The sequence below is a fragment of the Salmonella sp. SAL03688 genome, from assembly GCF_046551895.1.
Lineage (GTDB): Bacteria > Pseudomonadota > Gammaproteobacteria > Enterobacterales > Enterobacteriaceae > Salmonella > Salmonella enterica.
In genome coordinates this window covers 1-351 of record NZ_JBGDVI010000070.1, presented here as the reverse complement: position 1 = coordinate 351, position 351 = coordinate 1, and the positions used below count along the sequence as shown (strand labels likewise).

Annotated in this window: 1 rRNA gene; it reads left to right on the top strand. The window is 52.7% G+C overall.

From position 1 onward, the window contains the following. Positions 1-263: 263 nt before the first annotated feature. A 5S ribosomal RNA gene (rrf, locus tag ACLJR2_RS23755) occupies positions 264-351 on the top strand; the annotation flags it as partial.

Sequence of the window (351 nt, the reverse complement as noted above, 5' to 3'; positions counted from 1 at the left end):
GGCCGGGTGTGTAAGCGCAGCGATGCGTTGAGCTAACCGGTACTAATGAACCGTGAGGCTTAACCTTACAACGCCGAAGATGTTTTGGCGGATGAGAGATGATTTTCAGCACTGATTCCGGATTTTCGGGAACGAAAGATTTTACGCTGAGGCAAGGCGGCAAATGAAGGAAAGGAAGGAGCATACAGAAGTATGTGACTGACTTTGCGAATGCAGCCAACGCAGCATCGGTGTAAAAGATTCGTTTCCGGCAACAGAATTTGCCTGGCGGCACTAGCGCGGTGGTCCCACCTGACCCCATGCCGAACTCAGAAGTGAAACGCCGTAGCGCCGATGGTAGTGTGGGGTCTC